This is a genomic window from Bradyrhizobium sp. PSBB068, from assembly GCA_016839165.1.
Taxonomy (GTDB): domain Bacteria; phylum Pseudomonadota; class Alphaproteobacteria; order Rhizobiales; family Xanthobacteraceae; genus Bradyrhizobium.
Window position 1 is genome coordinate 4,132,743 of record CP069300.1, and the last position, 15,074, is coordinate 4,147,816.

Sequence of the window (15,074 nt, forward strand, 5' to 3'; positions counted from 1 at the left end):
CCGTCATTGCGAGGAGCGAAGCGACGAAGCAATCCATCGCTCGGCATGGGAAAGACAATGGATTGCTTCGCTTCGCTCGCAATGATGCCGGGCGCCAGCAGGCCACGACCCTCAGCGCGCTCGGCTCGGCGCGTGCGGCTGCCGGCGTGCTCGCATTCGTGATCGGCGGAGTGTTTGGAACCTATATCGGCTGGCGGCCTGCGTTCGGAATCCTGATCGCGGTGTCGGCGATCGTCTTCCTGCTGAGCTTTCGCTTGAAGCCGGACCGCGGCCGCCCCGACATCGAGATTGATCTGGTTGGCGTCGCCCTCGCCGCCGGCGCGATCATTCTGATCAGCTTCGGATTCAACAATCTCATCGGCTGGGGGCTGGCGCTCGCCCGTCCCAACGCGCCGTTCGATCTCTTGGGCGTTTCGCCGGCGCCGATCATGATCGTGATCGGCATCGTGCTCGGACAGGCATTTCTAAGCTGGACGCACCGGCAGCAGGCCGCGGGAAAAACTCCGCTGCTGGCACTGGAGGTGATCGACTCGCCTGAGGAGCGCTGCGCGGTCTATGCGCTGTTCACGGTGGTCGCGCTGGAGGCTGCACTGAACTTCACGGTGCCGCTCTACATCCAGATCGTGCAGGGACGCTCGCCGATCGCCACAGCGATCGCGATGATGCCGTTCAACCTCACGGTCTTCTTCTCGGCGATGCTGATCGTCAATCTCTACGACAGATTGACACCGCGTCAGATCGGACGTTTCGGCTTTGCGCTCTGCACCATCGCGCTGCTGTGGCTCGCCTTCGTCGTGCGCAACGACTGGAGCGAGATTCCCGTTCTTTTTGGTCTCGTCCTGTTCGGCATCGGCCAGGGCTCCCTGGTGACGCTGCTGTTCAACGTCCTGGTGACGGCCTCGCCCAAGGTGCTTGCGGGGGACGTCGGGTCCTTGCGCGGAACCACGCAAAACCTCGCGGCCGCGGTAGGTACGGCGGTCGCCGGCGCACTTCTCGTTGGTCTGCTGAGCACCATCGCCCTCGGCAAGATCACGGCCAGCCCGGTGCTGACGAAGGAGCTGCAAAGCCAGGTCGACCTCGACAACATCACTTTCGTCAGCAATGACCGGCTGCGCAGCGTGCTCGAAGCCACGAGCGGCACGCCACAGCAGGTCGAGGAAGCGGTCCGGGTCAACACCGAAGCTCGGCTGCGGGCGCTGAAGATCGGGCTGTTGATCATGGCCGGGCTCGCCCTCCTCGCGGTCATTCCGGCAGGGCAGCTGCCGAACTACCGGCCGGGAGAGATTCCGGATGACAACGCGGCAGGCCACCGCGAACGAACCAGCTGATCCACGCCGGCCTGGCCGGCAAATCCATGCGCATCACCTGCTGGAGCAAGACAACGACGTCCCGGCAACAACGGAAGGAGCAAGCCATGCATGACATCGATCGCCGGACGGCACTGCGGAGCATGCTCGGCGGTGTCGTTGCCGCAGGCCTCGGTACAAGCCTGTTGGCGGAGAGCGCGAAGGCGCTGCCGCTGGCGCTGGAAAAGGACCTCGCCGCCGGGGCAGACGATGCCGGGCCGCCCGTTCATAGGGTTGCTACCAGCCGGCGACCGCGGCCACGGCCGCCACCGCGACCACCGCGCCGCCGCCATTGGCATCGCCGGCGACGCTGGTCCTGCTGGTGGCATCGCGGCCGTCGTCGCTGCGGGTGGCGCTGGTGATCCCAGGCGCGACTCCCTGCTCCGCTCGAACGGCACGGATCGCGGCGCCGGCCAATCCGCCACGCGTTTTCTGGCCGGGAATTGAGGAAGATAACATGGCGACGGCGCCTGCCTACTCCGCGGCCTGCTCCAGCGGGGCGACGCGCGGCAGGATCATCTGGATGCGCGTGCCGTTGCCCGGCGCGGATTCGAGCGAGAGCCGGCCGCCGAGCCGGGTGGTGACGATGCTGTAGACGATGTGCAGCCCGAGCCCGGTGCCACCCTGGTCGCGCCGCGTCGTGAAGAACGGATCGAACGCGCGGCGGCGGACGTCGAGGCTCATGCCGCAGCCATTGTCTGCGAAGATCACCTCGACATTGTCGCCGCCTGCGGCACGAACCTGGATCTCGACCTCGCCGGGCTTGCCGTCCGGGAACGCGTGCGCGACCGCATTGAGGAACAGATTGGTCAGCACCTGGCCATACGGTCCGGGATAGGAATTCATGATCAGGTTGGGCTCGCAATCGACGTTGAGCGTCAGATTGTGCTTGCGCAGGCCGGGCCGCAGGCTCATCACCACCTGCTCGGTGAGATCGCCGAGATCGAAGGTGCGCTGGTCGGAATAGTTGCGGTCGGCGGCGACCTGCTTGAACGACTGGATCAGCTCCGCGGCGCGGTTCAGATTGGCGACGAGCTGCGACGACGCATCCCGCGCCGTGTTCAGGAAATCGTTGAGGCTGGAGCGGCGCAGGTCGCCGCGCTCGACCTGGGCCTCGAAGTTCGCGGTCTTGCGCTCCAGTGCGGATGCCACCGTCAGGCTGATGCCGACGGGATTGTTGACCTCATGTGCGACCCCGGCCACCAGGCGGCCGAGCGCGGCGAGTTTCTCGGCCTCGATCAGCGAGTTCTGGGTTTCCCGCAGGTTGCGCAGCGCCGCCTCGGCGGAATCCCTCGCCTTGCGCATCTCCTGCTCGGACCGCTTGCGCTCGCCGATGTCGAGCGCCACCGTGACGATGTTCTCGATCTCGCCCTGCGCATCGAGGATCGGCAGCTTGTTGACCAGCCATTGCCGCATGTTGCCTGCGGCGTCCTTGTACTCTTCCTCATAGAAGCCGAGCTCGCGCCGCGCCGACAACACGCGCTTGTCGTTCTCGTCGGTCTTGGCGGCGCCGTAGCGCTGCATCAGCTCGGCGGTGGTCTGGCCGATCGCATCCTGCGGCTCGATGCCGAATATCCCCGCCATGTAGCGGTTCATCAGCACGTAGCGAAGATTGCGCTCCTTGACGTTGATGACGGCGGGCACCGTGTCGATCACCATCTGCAGCAGCCGGCGGCCCTCGGCGATGGCATCTTCGGCGCGCTTCTGGTCGGTGATGTCACGCACCGTGCCCTCGTAGCGGACCACCTCGCCCTCGTCGTTGCGCACGACGGTCGCGGAATCGGACAGCCAAAGCACCGTGCCGTCACGCGAGCGCACCTGATATTCGTAGTCACGCACCGTGCCGTCGCGCGCCATCAATTTCTGGTACTGCTCCCGCGCCGCCGGATCGACATAGACCGTGGAGGCGATGTCGCCGATGCCGTTGATCAGGTCCTGCGGCGTGGCATAACCCATCATCCGCGCCAGCGCCGGGTTGGCGTTGAGCAGCGTGCCGCCCGGCGTCGTGACGTAGATCCCGTCGACGGATGCCTCGAACAGCTTGTGATAGCTCTCCTCGGCGAGCCGCTGCTCGGCGAGCGCGCGCAGAGCGGCCTCGCGCGCGCTGTCGGCGTCGACCAGGGTCTGGCGGAACACCTCGGCGGCGCGCGCGATGTCGCCGATCTCGTTGTCGAGGTCGGCGCCGGGAATGAACGCGCTCTTCTCGCCGCCCGCGACCTTGCGGATCGAGCCGGCGATCCGGGCCAGCGGGCGGACGGTGCGGCGCACCACCAGCACCGACGCGAACAGGCCGATCAGCACGCCCGCGGTGCCGAGCACGATGCTCTGCCATTTCGCTTCAGCCAATGTCCGCGCAAAATCGCGCGACAGCACATGGCCGCGGCGCGAGCTGAGCTCCCGCAACAGCTCGGTGACCTTCTGAATCAACACGCCTTCGGCGCCGAGCACTTCGCGGTCGATGTCGGCGATCTGGCCCTCGCGCACCGAGATCGCGCTGATCGCCTCGGCATAGTTGTCGACGGCACTGCGCAGGGCGGGATCGGCGATGGTCATCGCCCGCATGCTTTGCGCAGCCTGCTCGGCGGCCGACGTGTTGTGCGCCAGCAATGCGGTGGCGATGCGGCTCTGAATCTGCGACAGCGTGTTCGCAAGCGTGGCGTCGTTGCTCTCGACGACCGCCTTGTCGAACGCGTCGCGCAGCGGCGGCAGTCCGGCGACGATCTCGGCGCGGCGGCTGAGCAGGGCCGAGATTCGCTCGATCCCGCTGCGATAGGTCGCCAGCCGCTGGGTGACGCCGTCGATCATGTCCTGCTGCTCGGGCGCCAGTTCGATCCGGGTTTTCTTCAGAATCTCGCTCAGCGACTGGGCCGCCTGCGCGACCTGGGCCGACTGGGTGCCGGGCTCGGTGACGAAATCCCGCGCCGCCAGCCGCAGCTCGTTGGTGCGCCGGTCGATGTCCTCGGCGATGTCGCCGACGCTTTGCAGCCGTTGCAGCTCGGCAAAGGTCGTATCGATGTGCCGAATCGCGATCACGCTGGCCGTGGACGTGATGATGATCACAGCCAGGACCAGCAGGAAGCTGCCGAACGTGAGCTGGCCAATCGAGAGGGAGAACGCACGCGGCGCTTGCGAATTCGGCGGCGATTCAGCGGTCATGTCATCAAGGCCGGGGATCCAATGCGCCCCAATATACGGGAAGTTACGGGCTTTGGGGAAACATGCTGAGGGGGCCCGGGCCGGCCGGCGGTGTGACCGGTGTCACCCTGTTAACCACCCGCGGCCGATTCCGGCCCCACCGTCGCGTCAGGTGCGGCGACGGCCTCAGGCCGTGCCGGTCCTTCGCGGTGGAATGGTCATCGCGGCGACGCCGATCACCACGCAGGCGAGCCCGATCCACGCCGTCGGGCCGAGCCGCTCCCCCAAAAATGCAACGCTGAGCGCAACCCCGATCGGCACTCGCAGATAGGCCTGCGCGGTGGTGCCGACCGAGCCGAGGGTCTGGATCAGGCGGAAGTAGATCACGAAGGCGATCGCCGTCGAGAACACCGCAAGCGCCAGCAGGGCGAGCAGCGAACTGGTCGACGGCGCCAGCGTCCAGGGCCGTTCGACGGCGAGGCTGAGCGGGAGAAGGATCGCAGCACCCGCGATCAGCGAGCCCGCCGCCGGCGCCATCGGATCGAGCCCCTTGAAGCCGCGGCTGAAGATCGCCGCGCAGGCGTAGCAGATGGTGGCGGCGACGATCGCGACCTCGGCCACGATGCCCTGCCCGAGATCGCGGAAGGCATCGACGCCGACGATCAGGCAGATGCCGGCCATCCCTGATATCACCCCGAACAGCTTGCGCGGGCTCGCGGCCTCATGGCGGGTGATCGCGACGGTGAACAGGAAGGTGAAGATGGGCGAAGCCGAATTGAGAATGGTGGCGAGCCCGGCATCGACGAAGCGTTCGCCCCAGGCAATCAGCGTCCACGGGATCACGCTGTTGAGGCAGGCCTGGAAGATGAAGCGGCGCCAGGTCGGACCGTCCGTCGACATGGTTACGCCGCGCATCCGCATGATGACGACGAGCAGCAGGCCTGCGATCGCGGTGCGCGCCGCGATCAGTGTGATCGGCGGGATGGTGGCCACGCCGAGCTTGATGAAGGTGTAGGAGCCGCCCCAGAGCGTGGCGAGCGCCAGCAGCAAGGCGAGCTCGAAGGCCATGTTGGGCTGGCGTGGAGTGGTGGTCATCGCCTGAGGATTCCGTCTTGGTGGTGAGACGGAATCTACAGCGCCGGAGGTATTGATACTTCGATACAGGCCGAAATGTGGAGACGCGTTTCTCGATTGTCGTCCCGGCTTTCGCCGAGACGACATCGAATGGGTCTGGCCGTCCGCGATCTCTCGAGCGGGCGCCTACCCCATCGCGCCGACGTCGAACACCTCGCCGTCGTAGCCCGCTTCCTTGGGGATGCGGAGCTGGCGGCCGGTGGCGGTCTTGGTCATGACGGGGGTCACGGTCACGATCGACATTTTCTTGGCGTCATCAAGCGCAGCGTCGACATTCGGCTGCTTGCCGAGCCGGATCAGATTGCGGGTGGTCGGGAACGGCAGCTTGAAGCGGCCGCTCTCGCCACCCTCGAGCGCCTCGCGCGTCGATACCCAGATCGAATCGGTCGATTCCTTGCCGTCATGCGCACCGAGCTGTTCGGGCGGCGCCGCGGCCAGGAAGAACCAGGTGTCGAAACGCTTCGGCATGCCCTCCGGCGTGATCCAATGCGCGTAGGGCACGAGTTCATCGAGCGCGAGCACCATGCCGTTGTCGGTGAGCACCTTGAGGAAGCTGATCTTGCCTTCGTTCAGCGCCGTACGATGCGCGGTCGCGATCTCGTTCGCACGCCTGGCATCGACCAGATCCTTCGACCCCCGCGGCCGCGCCAGCAGGATGCCGCTCTCTTCAAACGTCTCGCGGATCGCAGCGATCCGGAAACCCAGCGCGTCGCCGTCGAGCCCGTCCCCGCCCGAATAGAGCGCGGGGTTGGCGGCGATCTCCTTGTCGTTCTTGTCGACGCTGCCGCCGGGGAACACCAGTGCGCCCGAGTTGAACTCGATCTGGTGATGGCGGACCATCATGAAGACTTCTATGTCGCTGCTGCTGCCGTCACGGAGCAGCAACACGGTCGAGGCAAGGCGCGGGGCAACGATCTCGATCATCACTTAGCCTGCAGCACTGGATTGCGGTTGCAGATTGGCGCGGCGGTCGACGCGTGCCACGCGGGAGAGCAGATAGTCGACCTCGGCCCTCGCCTGCGGCGTGATCACCGCACCCGGCTTGCGCTGGGCGCTGGACGAGATGATGCCGCGCTTCTGCAGCACGTATTTGCGCACGGTGAGACCGACGCCCGGCTGCTGCTCGTAGCGGATCAGCGGCAGATGCGCGTCGAACAGGTCGTGCGCCGCGTCACGCTTGCCCGCCTTCGACAGATTGACGACGTCGATCAACAGTTCGGGGAAAGCGTAGCCCGTCATCGCGCCGTCGGCGCCGCGCTCCATCTCGAAATCGAGGAACAGGCCGCCATTGCCGACCAGGATCGACAGCGGCCGCAGCGAGCCGTCCTTCTGGAAGTTGCGCAGCGTCGAGATCTTCTCCAGGCCCGGCCAGTCCTCGTGCTTGAGCATCACGCAGGATGGCGAGTCCATCACGATCTTGCGGATCACGGCGGGCGTGAATTGGACGGTCAAGGTCAGCGGATAGTCCTGCAGCACCCAGGGAATGTCGTCGCCGACCGCTTCCTGCGCCTGCTTGAAATAGCCAATGATCTGGTCGTCGGTGCGCAGATGCGGCGGCGGCGCGATCATGACGCCAGCGGCGCCCGCATCCATCGACTTCCTGGCCAGCGAGCGCATCGTGGCGAAGCCCGGCGCCGAGACGCCGACGATCACCTGCAGCTTCTTGGCGCGCTTGACGAAGCGCAGCGCGACCTGCTCCGCCTCGGCGGCATCGAGCTTCGGCGCCTCGCCCAGAATGCCCAGCACCGTGACGCCGTCGCAGCCGACCTCGGTGTAGAAATCGGTCAGCCGGTCGATCGATGCCTCGTCGATGCGGCCGTCGTCGTGGAACGGGGTCGGCGCGATCGCAAAGGTTCCTGCGGCCTGGGCGGTGAGCTTGGTCATGGGTGCCTCGTCTGTTTCCCCCCTCTATACAGGGTCATTCCGGGATGCGCCACTTGGCGCAGGCCCGGAATCCATACTCACGATCGTGGTTATGGATTCCGGGCTCACGCTTCGCGTGCCCCGGAATGACGAGGGTCAGAACCGTCGCGCGCCCATCTTGATCTGCTCCTCGGAGAAGAAGATCTCCTTGGCGTGGGTGGCGATATCTTCGGCCTTCCAGCCGGTAAAGGGCGGCTTCCAGCCCTCCATTTCCATCATCCGCATCTCGCGGACGCCGCGCGGGCCGGAGACGCCGAGCACCTTGCCGGTTTGGTCGCCCGACAGATCGCTGACCATGTAGAGCACGGCCGGCGCGATGCCGTCCGGACCGAGCGCCGCGCCAGGGTTCTCCTTGTAGCGGGGCAGGTCCGCGGTCATGCGGGTCAGCGCGCCCGGCGCCAGCGTCCAGATCCGGATGTTGTACTTGCGGCCCTCGATCGCCAGCACGTTTGAGAGGCCCCAGATGCCGCCCTTGGCCGCGCCGTAATTGGTCTGGCCGAAATTGCCGATCAGGCCCGAGGTCGAGGAGGTGTTGACGATGACGCCGCCGCCATTGTCGCGCATCCATTTGAATACCGGCTGGGTGCAGCAGAAGGTGCCCTTCAGATGCACCTTCATCACCCTGTCCCAGTTGGCTTCCTTGGCCTTGTGGAAGGTCTCGTCGAGCAGGATGCCGGCGTTGTTGACCAGGATGTCTGCGCGGCCGAAATGCTTGATGGCATCGTCGAACACCGACTGGCCGCCGGCCATCGTCGAGATGTCGGCACCGTTGGCGACGGCGCGGCCGCCCTCGGCCTTGATCGCGTCGACCACCTTGTCGGCCATCGACTTGTCGGAGCCCGAGCCGTCACGCGGGCCGCCGAGATCGTTGACCACGACGGCCGCGCCCTCGCGCGCGAACAGTTTTGCGTAGGCCTCACCCAGTCCGCCGCCCGCACCTGTGATCAGCGCCACCTTGCCGTCGAGTAATCCCATGGTTGTTTCTCCGTTGTGTTCTTTCTTCTTCACCTCTCCCCGCGAAGAGCGGGGCGAGGGAGACGCCGGCCGTCGCGGCTACGCCAGCACCGTCTTGCCGCTCTTGATCACGGTGACGCCGCGCGATTTCACCTTGGCCTCGAACGACACCACGTTGCCGTCCTTCCACAGCTCCATGGTCACGGTCTCACCGGGAAACACCGGCGAGGAGAACCGGGCCGCGTGCTGCTTGAAGGCCGACGGATCATAGTCCGCATAGGTCTGCAGCACGCCGCGGCAGGTGATGCCGTAGGTGCACATGCCGTGCAGGATCGGCCGCGGGAAGCCGGCCTTCTTGGCGAATTCCGGATCGGAGTGCAGCGGATTGCGGTCGCCGCAGAGCCGGTAGATCAGCGCCTGGTCGGGCCGCGTGGTGATGTCGACCACCTTGTCCGGCGCACGCTCCGGCACCTTGTGCGGCTCGGGCTGGCCGTCCGATGGTCCGCCGAAGCCGCCATCGCCGCGGGCGAAGCGCGAGGCGACCAGCGTTGCGAGTTTGTCGCCCTTCTCATCCCTAAGCACGGTCTGGTGGCGGATCACCGCGCCCTTGTCCTTGCCCTTGTCGAACACGTCGAGCACGGTCGAGTCGGCCGTGATGTGGGCCGCGGTCGCGAACGGCTTGTGGAAGGTGATGTCGCGCTCACCGTCGACCACCATCACGCGGTTGAGGTTCATCTCACCGGGACCGGCGCCCCATGCTGCGACCGACGCGAATGTCGGCACCACCTTGAGCGGACGCGGCGTCAGCACGCCCTCATTGACGAAGGCGAGCTCCTTCTCGTCCATCGGATCGGCGCCGAGGCCGATGCCATAGGCATAGAGCATCACGTCGCGGTCGCCGTAGCTGTATTTCTGGCCGAGATTCTTCAGGGCCATCAGCTGTTCGTACACGATTGGCATTGTTGTTTTCTCCCCGAATCCATTTTTTCAACTGCGCTGCGGGTTGATGCGCCCTCTCCCCGTGCGGGAGAGGGCTACACCGTTGGCGCAACAAACTCTCTTGGGAGAGGGGTCGCCTCCACAGAGAGATTCGATCCGTGGAGAGACACCCCTCTTCCGGCAGCTGCGCTGCCAGCTTCCCCCGCAAGGGGGGAAGGTACTTTCTAGGCCGGCGTGAAGAACGGCAGCGGAGCGCCGTCGGTCGGCTTCCAGACCACCTTGACCTTCTGGCCGATCTTCACCGTCTCCAGATCGCAATCGACGATGTTGGTCTGCAGCGACGGGCCTTCCTTCAGCGTCACATAGGCGATCGCATAGGGACCGGTCGGCGACTTCCGCATCAGGCTGTAGGTGTAGACCGTGGCCTCGCCGCTCGACTCTTCCCACACCGTCTTGTCGGAGAAGCAGAACGGGCAGATCGCGCGCGGGAAGTAATGCGCTTCGCCGCAGGTGGTGCAGCGCTTGATCATGAACTTGCCCGCCTTCGCCGCTTCCCAGAACGGCGCGGTCTCCGGATTGGTCACCGGGGCATTGTACTTCTTGGCTTCAGACATCACGCACGCTCCAGGATACAGGTTGAGGCGGCGTGGCGAACGCCGAGCAGGCCGCCGGTGCCATGGGCGATCGCGAGGTCGCAGTTCTTCACCTGCACCTTCGGATGCGCCTCGCCGCGCAGCTGGCGGACGGCCTCGAGGATCTTGGTCATGCCGCCGCGGTTGACGGGATGGTTGCTGCACAGCCCGCCGCCGTCGGTGTTGAACGGCAGCTTGCCGACACCCGAGATCAGGTTGCCGTCGGCGACGAACTTGCCGCCCTCGCCCTTCTTGCAGAAGCCGAGGTCTTCGAGCTGCATCAGCACCGTGATGGTGAAGCTGTCGTAGATCGAAGCGTATTTAATGTCCTTCGGCGTCACGCCCGCCTCTTCGAAGGCGCGCGGACCGGACCACACGCCGGCCGAATAGGTCAGGTCGAGATCCTTGCCGCCGCGCGGCCCCTTCGCCGCCTCGCCATGACCGATCAGCCGCACCAGCGGCTTCTTCAGGCTCTTGGCGATCTCCGGTGTGGTGACGATCATCGCGCCGCCACCGTCGGTGACCACGCAGCAATCCATCCGGTGCAGCGGATCCGAGATCATCGGCGAGTTCAACACGTCTTCGACGGTGACGACCTCCTTCAGCATCGCATGCGGATTGTATTGCGCGTGATGCGAGGCCGCGACCTTGATCCAGGCGAGCTGCTCGGAGGTGGTGCCGTAGTCGTGCATATGGCGCATGGCACACATGCCATAGGCATTGTGCGTGGTAGCCCCGTAAGCCAATTCGAAATCGGCCTCGGCGCCGGAGGCGCGCGGCGGCATCGGACCGGTGCGCGGCTTGCCCGCCAGCGTGACCAGCGCGACCGAGCACTTGCCCGCGGCGATCGCCTCGGCGGCGTGGCCGAGATGGATCAGATAGGAACAGCCACCGGTCTCGGTGGAATCGACGTGGCGCAGCTTCCTGGTGTTGAGGCCGAGATAGTCGACCATCGGCCAAAGTCCGCCCGGCGCATCGCCGGCGCAGAAATAGCCGTCGATGTCGTCCTTGGTGAGCCCGGCATCCTCGATCGCGCCCTTGGCGACCTCGGCGTGAAGCTGTGCTGTTGATTTATCGGGTGCATGCCGGGTGGGATGCTCGTAGATCCCGGCAATGTAGGCCTTGCCCTTGATGGTCAAATCGCTCTCCGCTGGCGTTTTTCGCTCCAGCGTTTTTCTGAACCGACGACGCGACCTTGGCAAGCGCGGAAATATTCCGTCAGGCGAGACTGCAATTGACGCGCGATATGCGCGCCCCAAGAACAGTCGTCGTCCCGGCGAAAGCCGGGACCCACAGGGATGTAGTGGTTAGAACGCGCTATGGCCCCAGCAGTAGGCAACAACAAACTTCAGTGTTTATGGGTCCCGGCCTTCGCCGGGACGACATCCGATATGCGGCAACACTACTCCGCCGCCATCTGCCGCGGCGCGGGCGGCGGGTTGGCGAGGTCGGCGGCGAGTTGCGCGTAGCGAACCTTTGCCTCCTTGACCGCCTTGTCCTTCACCGGACCGTAGCCGCGGATGCGCTCCGGCAGCGACAGCAACTCGACCGCGATGTCGTGATTGAGCGGCGACAGCAGGTTCAGCACGGTGGCGACATCCTTCTCGTATCCCCCGATCAGATCACGTTCGAGCTTGCGGTCGGCGCTGTAGCCGAAGATGTCGAGCGGCGTTCCGCGCAAGAAGCGGAAGCGGGCCATCACCTTGAAGGCCGACATCATCCACGACCCGAAGGCGCGCTTCTTCGGTCGGCCCTGGGCGTCGAGCCCGCCGCCGAGGATCGGCGGCGCGAGATTGAAGTTGAACTTGAACTCGCCCTCGAACTGATCGCGCAGCTGCTTCTCGAAGCGGCCATCGGTGAACAGCCGCGCCACCTCGTACTCGTCCTTGTAGGCGAGCAGCTTGGCGTAGTTGATCGCAACCGCGCGCGGCAGCGCCTCGCCGTAGCCGCCCTTGACGGCGGCATCGCGCACCTGGTCGACCAGCTTGCGATAGCGCTTGGCCAACCGTCCGTTCTGATAGTCAGTCAGAAGGCTCATGCGATGGGTGATGATCTCGTCGAGCGACATCGCATCCAGCGACTTGACGGGTGCTGCGTCGTCATCCTGCCCCTTCATCATCGCAGCGAGCCGCGCCGGATCGGCGGCAGCGAGCCGCCCGAGCTGGAACGCCTGCGTGTTCATCTTGATCGAGACGCCGTTGACCTCGATCGCCTGCTGGATCGATTCCGCAGACAGCGGCAGCAAGCCGCGCTGATAGGCAAAGCCCATCATCATGATGTTGGTGGCGATGGAGTCGCCGAGCAGCGCTTCGGCCGGCTTGGTGAAGTCGAAGAACGCGGAGTCCTTGCGCAACTCGGTCTCCAGCACGCCGGTGACCTTGCGGGTCTGGAAGTTGAAGTCACGGTTGAGGATGAAGTCCGCGGTCGGGATGATGTGGCTGTTGATGATGCCGACGGTACGGCTCGCCTCGCACAGCGTGATGGTGTCCTTCGACACCGCGACGACCTCGTCGGCCGCGAGCACCAGATCGGCGGTGCCGGTCACGATGCGCGAGCAGGTCACGTCGGCGGTGTGCTCGGAGAGCCGGACATGGCTCAGCACCGCGCCGCCCTTCTGCGCGAGGCCGGACATGTCGAGGATCATCGAGGCCTTGCCCTCGATATGCGCGGCCATGCCGAGCAGCGCGCCGATCGTCAGCACGCCGGTGCCGCCGACACCGCCGACCGCAATGTTGTAGGGCCGGTCGAGCGCGGGCTTCGAGGCCGGCTCCGGCAAGGCGCCGATATCGCCGAGTTCAGTGGGCGCGCGGCGCTTGAGGGTGCCGCCGTCGACCGTGACGAAGGACGGGCAGAAACCCTTCACACAGGAATAGTCCTTGTTGCAGGTCGACTGGTTGATGGTGCGCTTGCGCCCCAGTTCGGTCTCCAGCGGCTCGACCGAGATGCAGTTCGACTGTACCGAGCAGTCGCCGCAGCCTTCGCAGACGGCAGGATTGATCAGCACGCGGCGCGCCGGGTCCTCCATCAGGCCGCGCTTGCGGCGGCGGCGCTTTTCGGCGGCGCAGGTCTGCACGAACACGATCGCCGAGGTGCCCTTGGTGTCGCGGCACATCTTCTGGACATTCTCGAGCTCGTCGCGATGGAACAGCTTGACGCCGGGCGCGATCGTATCGGCCGGATAGGCGTCGGGATTTTCCGAGACCAGATAGATTTCGCGGATGCCTTCGGCGTGGAGCTGGAAGGTGATCTGCTGCGGCGACAAATCGCCATCGTGGCGCTGCCCGCCGGTCATCGCGACGGCATCGTTGTAGAGGATCTTGTAGGTGATGTTGGCCTTGGAGGCGATCGACTGGCGGATCGCGAGAATGCCGGAATGGAAATAGGTGCCGTCGCCGAGATTGGCGAAGATGTGGTTCTCGTTGGTGAAGGGCGCGATGCCGACCCACGGCACGCCCTCGCCGCCCATATGGGTGAAGGTCTCGGTCGAGCGGTTCATCCACAGCGCCATGAAGTGGCAGCCGATGCCGCCGAGCGCGCGGCTGCCTTCCGGCACCTTGGTCGAGGTGTTGTGCGGGCAGCCCGAGCAGAAATATGGCGTGCGGCTGACCGGTGCCGTCGCCTGCATATGGCTCGACTGGCGGCCGTTGAACCAGTCCGCCTTGGCGCGGAGCATCTCGGCGATTTCAGGATTGAGATTAAGTCGAAGCAGCCGTTCGGTGAGCGAGCTCGCCAGCGAGGCGACGCTGAGCTCGGCGGCGAAGGTCAGGAAGCGTTTGTCGTGATCGTCCATTTTGCCGACGATGCGCGGGCGCACGTCGTCGCGCCAGTTAAACAGCTCCTGCTTGACCTGGTTCTCGACGATCTCGCGGCGCTCCTCGACGATGAAGATCTCCTCGAGGCCGACGGCGAAGTTGCGCACGCCTTCCGGCTCCAGCGGCCAGGGCATGCCGATCTTGTAAAGGCGGAGGCCGATCTTGGCCGCGATCTCGGGCGTGATGCCGAGCTCGCGCAACGCCTGGCGGATGTCCTCATAGCTCTTGCCGGAGGCCATGATGCCGTAGCGCGCGTTCGGCGAATCCATCGTGATGCGGTTGACCTTGTTGGCGCGGGCAAAGGCGATCGCGGCAAAGCCCTTGTAGTCCTGCAACCGGCGGTCCTGCTCGAAACGGTCGTCGGGCCAGCGGATGTTGAGCCCACCCGGCGGCAGCTCGAAATCGGTCGGGATGATGAACGGCGTCATCTCGTCGGTGAGGTCGATCTCGGCCGTGGTCTCGACCGTCTCGGTGATCACCTTCATGCCGACCCAGCAGCCCGAGTAGCGCGACATCGCGATCCCCAGGAGGCCCATCTCGATCATTTCATGGATGCTGGAGGGGTAGAGGTAGGGCATCAGCGCTGAGATGAAGGCGTGGTCGGACTGATGCGGGACGGTGGAGGATTTTGCGCCGTGATCGTCGCCGGCGAGACAGAGCACGCCGCCATGCTTGGCGGAGCCTGCCGCGTTGCCGTGGCGGAATACATCGCCGCAGCGGTCGACGCCGGGGCCCTTGCCGTACCAGATGCCGACCGCGCCATCATATTTGGCACCGGCCGACAGCCCGAGCTGCTGCGAACCCCAGATCGCGGTAGCAGCCAAGTCCTCGTTCACGCCGGGCTGGAATTTGATGTTGTACTGCTCGAGATGCTTGCGGGCGGCGAACAACTGCTGGTCATAGCCGCCGAGGGGGGAACCGCGATAGCCGGAGATGAAGCCCGCCGTGTTGAGGCCTGCGGCGCGGTCGCGCCTGATCTGCGCCATCGGCAGGCGGACCAGCGCCTGAATGCCGGTCATGAAGACGTGGCCGGTGCCTTGGGTGTATTTCTGGTCGAGGCTGATAGGCCCTTGGTTGATTCCCATTTAGCCCTCTTTGCGCTGGTCGCGACGGCTGCTTTTTAGCTAGTCATCCGAGCTTGTTAGAACCAGTCTATGTCGGATTTTCCGGCCCGCGCAGCACAATTCTGGGCGACCAAC

10 protein-coding genes and 1 pseudogene are annotated in these 15,074 nt (G+C 65.4%); 1 reads left to right on the forward strand and 10 read right to left on the reverse strand.

Annotated features, from left to right (window positions below):
* Nucleotides 1–89: 89 nt before the first annotated feature.
* Nucleotides 90–1,328 (forward strand): annotated as a pseudogene (locus JQ507_19220) (MFS transporter).
* 255 nt (nucleotides 1,329–1,583) lie between these two features.
* On the opposite strand, the gene JQ507_19225 reads toward JQ507_19220, so the two are convergent.
* From JQ507_19225 to JQ507_19270, 10 genes are all read right to left on the reverse strand, one after another.
* Nucleotides 1,584–1,805 carry a hypothetical protein gene (locus JQ507_19225; protein ID QRI67134.1) on the reverse strand — a complete coding sequence of 74 codons (222 nt, stop codon included), beginning with the start codon at nucleotides 1,803–1,805 and terminating at the stop codon, nucleotides 1,584–1,586.
* Nucleotides 1,806–1,820: 15 nt separating this feature from the next.
* Nucleotides 1,821–4,502 (reverse strand): PAS domain S-box protein, encoded by a 2,682-nt coding sequence (locus JQ507_19230; protein ID QRI67135.1) that lies wholly within the window; start codon nucleotides 4,500–4,502, stop codon nucleotides 1,821–1,823.
* 165 nt (nucleotides 4,503–4,667) lie between these two features.
* The gene (locus tag JQ507_19235) at nucleotides 4,668–5,576 is read right to left on the reverse strand and encodes an EamA family transporter (protein QRI67136.1); all 909 of its coding nucleotides are present in this window, start codon (nucleotides 5,574–5,576) and stop codon (nucleotides 4,668–4,670) included.
* A gap of 165 nt (nucleotides 5,577–5,741) precedes the next feature.
* Nucleotides 5,742–6,539 (reverse strand): NUDIX hydrolase, encoded by a 798-nt coding sequence (locus JQ507_19240; protein ID QRI67137.1) that lies wholly within the window; start codon nucleotides 6,537–6,539, stop codon nucleotides 5,742–5,744.
* 3 nt (nucleotides 6,540–6,542) lie between these two features.
* Nucleotides 6,543–7,499 (reverse strand): dihydrodipicolinate synthase family protein, encoded by a 957-nt coding sequence (locus tag JQ507_19245; protein QRI67138.1) that lies wholly within the window; start codon nucleotides 7,497–7,499, stop codon nucleotides 6,543–6,545.
* 135 nt (nucleotides 7,500–7,634) lie between these two features.
* Nucleotides 7,635–8,513 carry an SDR family oxidoreductase gene (locus tag JQ507_19250; GenBank protein ID QRI67139.1) on the reverse strand — a complete coding sequence of 293 codons (879 nt, stop codon included), beginning with the start codon at nucleotides 8,511–8,513 and terminating at the stop codon, nucleotides 7,635–7,637.
* Between the two features lie 78 nt (nucleotides 8,514–8,591).
* Entirely contained in the window at nucleotides 8,592–9,452 is an 861-nt protein-coding gene (locus JQ507_19255; protein QRI67140.1) for a MaoC family dehydratase N-terminal domain-containing protein, read from the reverse strand.
* Nucleotides 9,453–9,655: 203 nt separating this feature from the next.
* A complete protein-coding gene (locus JQ507_19260) occupies nucleotides 9,656–10,045 on the reverse strand; it encodes a Zn-ribbon domain-containing OB-fold protein (GenBank protein ID QRI67141.1) in 390 nt (129 codons plus the stop codon).
* Nucleotides 10,045–11,202 carry a thiolase domain-containing protein gene (locus tag JQ507_19265; protein QRI67142.1) on the reverse strand — a complete coding sequence of 386 codons (1,158 nt, stop codon included), beginning with the start codon at nucleotides 11,200–11,202 and terminating at the stop codon, nucleotides 10,045–10,047. Before JQ507_19265 ends, JQ507_19260 begins: the two co-directional genes overlap by 1 nt.
* A gap of 263 nt (nucleotides 11,203–11,465) precedes the next feature.
* A complete protein-coding gene (locus tag JQ507_19270; protein QRI67143.1) occupies nucleotides 11,466–14,960 on the reverse strand; it encodes an indolepyruvate ferredoxin oxidoreductase family protein in 3,495 nt (1,164 codons plus the stop codon).
* Between the last annotated feature and the right edge of the window lie 114 nt (nucleotides 14,961–15,074).